The following is a 3,400-nucleotide window of genomic DNA, read 5'->3' on the forward strand; positions in this document are numbered from 1 at the left end:
TTCATTTCCTTTAGAAGTTGGCTTATATACATCGTCTCCAACTTTCCAACCTTTAGAAGCTTTAACCGTACCCTTAGGAACATCTAAAATGTACTTTATGAAAAGGTGGCAGTTTATTCAACCACCACCCAATTTATTTAGCTTACCTTCGTTTCAGGCATTTCAGGCAGGATATAAGCCGTTTTATTTTTCATCATACCATAGATTATTCTGACTAATCTTCTCATAATGCAGAGAAGGGCTTGTGACTTTGATTTCCCTTCACTTAGCTTACGATTATAGTAAGCGTAAAACACAGGATTACGTGGAATTTTACTCCCCTTACTTACTTGGACTTGTTGGACAGCTAAGTTGTAAAAGATATCATATAGCTTTCGATTTCCTTGTTTCGTTTTCTTCATCGTTTCCTTACCGCCCGACCCCATTCTAATGGGTGCTATTCCTGCATATCTTGCGAGTTTATCAGAAGTTGCGAACCGATGAATGTCACCGATTTCTGCAATTAAAGCGGATGAAGTAACCGTATCAATCCCTGGCATAGTTTCAAGTCTCATATCTAGCTTTGTATTGTTACCTTTAACTCTTTATCCACCTTCTTGATTTCCTGCTTTTTAAATCGAATATCTCTGACCATGCTTTGGATGATAAAGTCTCTTGATGTTTGGTACTCTCTCTTTATCTCGCCATCAGCTTGAACGAGTGATAATATCTGCTCTGCTTTTCTAGTCGAACAAGCATTGTTACTCGCTTTTAATAAGAACTCCCTTAATTCCGCTATCGTTTCCCCCTCCAAATGAGATGGAGAAGGATAGCTTTCCCAAAACGCTAATGCTGTTTTTCCATCAACTTCTGAAAAGAACTCCTTGTAGCTTGGATAATGATAGTTTAATTGCATATGCAGTTGGTTTTTTAAAGCGGTTTGTGCTTTCACTAAAGCGTTTCTTCTCCCAACAAGTTGAGAAATTATCCAATGAATATCGGATGGCGTTGCGTCAGGTAAATAAGGTAGCTGTCGAATTAAAACATTTGCCACACATTGAGCGTCCCAACTATCGTTCTTTTCAGTCATAGCATAGCTGTTTCGTTCAGCATTCGATAAAGAGGAATTGACAAACTTAACAATATAGCCTTGTTCAATCAAATACAACGCTAAATCCCTTCCGTAACCGCCCACATCTTCTAATCCAAATACAGGGGTCAAGCCTTCTGATAGATAACTATTCACATATTCTAGTAAACTAGGAAAAGTGGATGGTTTATTTAAGAAGGTCATTTCCCCTAGCTTTTCATGCCAACAATCTAATATCACCGCTGTATGTTGGAACTTGTGTAAATCTAATCCTATATAAATATGTTTATCTCGTTTCATCAGAAAACCTCACCCCTATTTTAGATTTTAACGGTAAAAACAAGACAGAGAATGTCGGCAACCTTAGGTCGAGCGTTAGTCTCATAAAGACTCGCAAGGGTACGAAAGCCTATCCATTCTCTATCTGTTAACCGTTATAAAATGGCTTGATGTTTGCCATTGGACGTTATTTCTCCATAGTGGTAAAAGCCACTATAAAATGCCTTCCTATCCAAAATCCTTTTGACTTGGACTTTCGTAAACATCTTCCCTTGTTTCGTTCGATGTCCTTCTTCATTCAATTGTTCTGCTATCTTAGTTAAAGACCATGAAGGATACTGTTCCTTCAAGTCAAACACTCTTTGTACGGTCTGTGCTTGTCTGTTATCTATGACAAGACTTTTCTGACCTTTTTTCACTTTGTAGCCTAATGCGACATTTCCTCCTGCATAGCCACCCTGTTGGGCTTTCTTGTTTCGCCCTCTCCCTAGCTTTAAAGAGATTTCTAATCGTTGATATTGGTCTAATAACTCCATTAAGCCATGATTAAAAAGTCGCTAGAGTCTTTCTTGTGTATACTGTATTGCGGTTGTTCAATACTCCAAATGTCCACACCAACCTTTTTCAATTCTCGATGAACTAACACTTTCACAATGTCTGACCGCCATAAACGGCTTGTATTCAACGTCACAACATAATCCACCTCATGGTGGGAGAGATACTCCAACATCTCCTGAAAGCCTATTCTATCCACCTCTAACGCTTCTTCATCTACTTTAGCCCCACTGATACCCTCGTCCTTAAACAAGCGTAAAAGCGTGTATCCTTGCGCCTGACAAAACGCTTTGATTTCATCCTCTTGGTAAGCAAGGCTATATCCATCTCTTGCTTGACCTTGTGTAGAAACTCGAATATATCCGATAACTTTCATGGTATTTTCCCCCTCCGTTACGCTAATTGAGATTAACGTAACGCTTAGCCGCTATATATAATATAAATTCATTGTATGCGGCTTTGGCGATACATTCAACCCCTTTACCGATACAAATTTCTGATGTATCGTAAAAGGTAACATGAATAAGAGGAAGGGAAGTACCATGCCTATTTCAATAAAACTAAAGGAAATCCTTAAAGAACGTGACCTCTCACAGCGTGAATTGGCACGTATGACAGGGCTGCGACCAAATACAATAAGTCATCTTTGTTCAGACAACGTGGACAGAGTATATCTATCAACATTAGAAACAGTATGCAAAGTGTTAGACATCGACATTCAGGAGTTAATCGAGGTGGAGTAGCCTCTTGCTGTAGTTATCGTTATATGTACGTCAAAGTTGCGAAAAAATTTAAAAGGAAGGGAGAAAACGAAGGTAAGGTTTTAAAGATTAAAAATGATGGTATCTGATGATTTATAATTAATTTCATGAGATAGAACACATTAAAAAGGGACATACATTTTAAAGTTAATGTACGTACTATATTATTTGGCAAAACATAATATAGCGAACACAACGATTACCCTTATTCTCTGTATAAGAAGCTATTTAGTCGGCACTCCCTATCTACTATCTTAAAAAACCCCCTCAAGTCAATTGACTCGAGAGGGCAAAAATTCACTTTCTTGAATATACTAGTACATAGAAATATTCATGTTCATTTTTTTCATAGTTATCAATATATTCAAATGCTTTTTCTTTACTCTTTAAAGTAAAATTATCCCATGGAATTTGTTCATCTTTATTAAGAAACCAACTATCATAAGTAGGGACAAATTCCCCTTTTTCTAAAGAATAAACATCTCCACCTAAAATAGCAAATCCCTTTTCTATTAAACACTCTATTACAGCCTTTACATCATTTACTTTCCAAGCTATCTCATTGACACCCATTTGTTCAAGAGAATGTCCCTTTTCAAATAAATCTAATGGGAAGTTACTTGGTAGAGAAAATTTGTTTAAGTCCGTCATATTATCCCCCCTTATTTCAACTTCGTATTGTCAAAAATTAAATATATAAATCAAGCAAATACATTGATATCAGAGGGTTTATAAG

2 protein-coding genes and 2 pseudogenes are annotated in these 3,400 nt (G+C 37.0%); 1 reads left to right on the forward strand and 3 read right to left on the reverse strand.

The window, feature by feature from the left end; translation table 11 throughout:
• Positions 1-137: 137 nt before the first annotated feature.
• Both CVD23_RS21530 and CVD23_RS21535 read right to left on the reverse strand, forming a co-directional pair.
• A pseudogene (locus CVD23_RS21530) lies at positions 138-1,369 on the reverse strand (IS110 family transposase).
• Positions 1,370-1,503: 134 nt separating this feature from the next.
• Positions 1,504-2,279 (reverse strand): annotated as a pseudogene (locus tag CVD23_RS21535) (recombinase family protein).
• 166 nt (positions 2,280-2,445) lie between these two features.
• Here CVD23_RS21535 and CVD23_RS21540 point away from each other — a divergent pair.
• Entirely contained in the window at positions 2,446-2,646 is a 201-nt protein-coding gene (locus CVD23_RS21540; RefSeq protein WP_026089141.1) for a helix-turn-helix domain-containing protein, read from the forward strand.
• Positions 2,647-2,961: 315 nt separating this feature from the next.
• Here CVD23_RS21540 and imm40 read toward each other — a convergent pair whose 3' ends face one another.
• A complete protein-coding gene (gene imm40 / locus CVD23_RS21545; RefSeq protein WP_101667121.1) occupies positions 2,962-3,315 on the reverse strand; it encodes an Imm40 family immunity protein in 354 nt (117 codons plus the stop codon).
• Positions 3,316-3,400: the final 85 nt, after the last annotated feature.

Origin of the sequence: Bacillus sp. V33-4 (assembly GCF_002860225.1) — a bacterium.
GTDB lineage: Bacteria > Bacillota > Bacilli > Bacillales > Cytobacillaceae > Bacillus_BJ > Bacillus_BJ canaveralius.

Excerpts from the sequence above, each read along its gene's own strand:
- CVD23_RS21540 (WP_026089141.1), top strand. The coding sequence starts at position 2,446 with ATGCCTATTTCAATAAAACTAAAGGAAATCCTTAAAGAACGTGACCTC.
- imm40 (WP_101667121.1), bottom strand. The coding sequence starts at position 3,315 with ATGACGGACTTAAACAAATTTTCTCTACCAAGTAACTTCCCATTAGAT.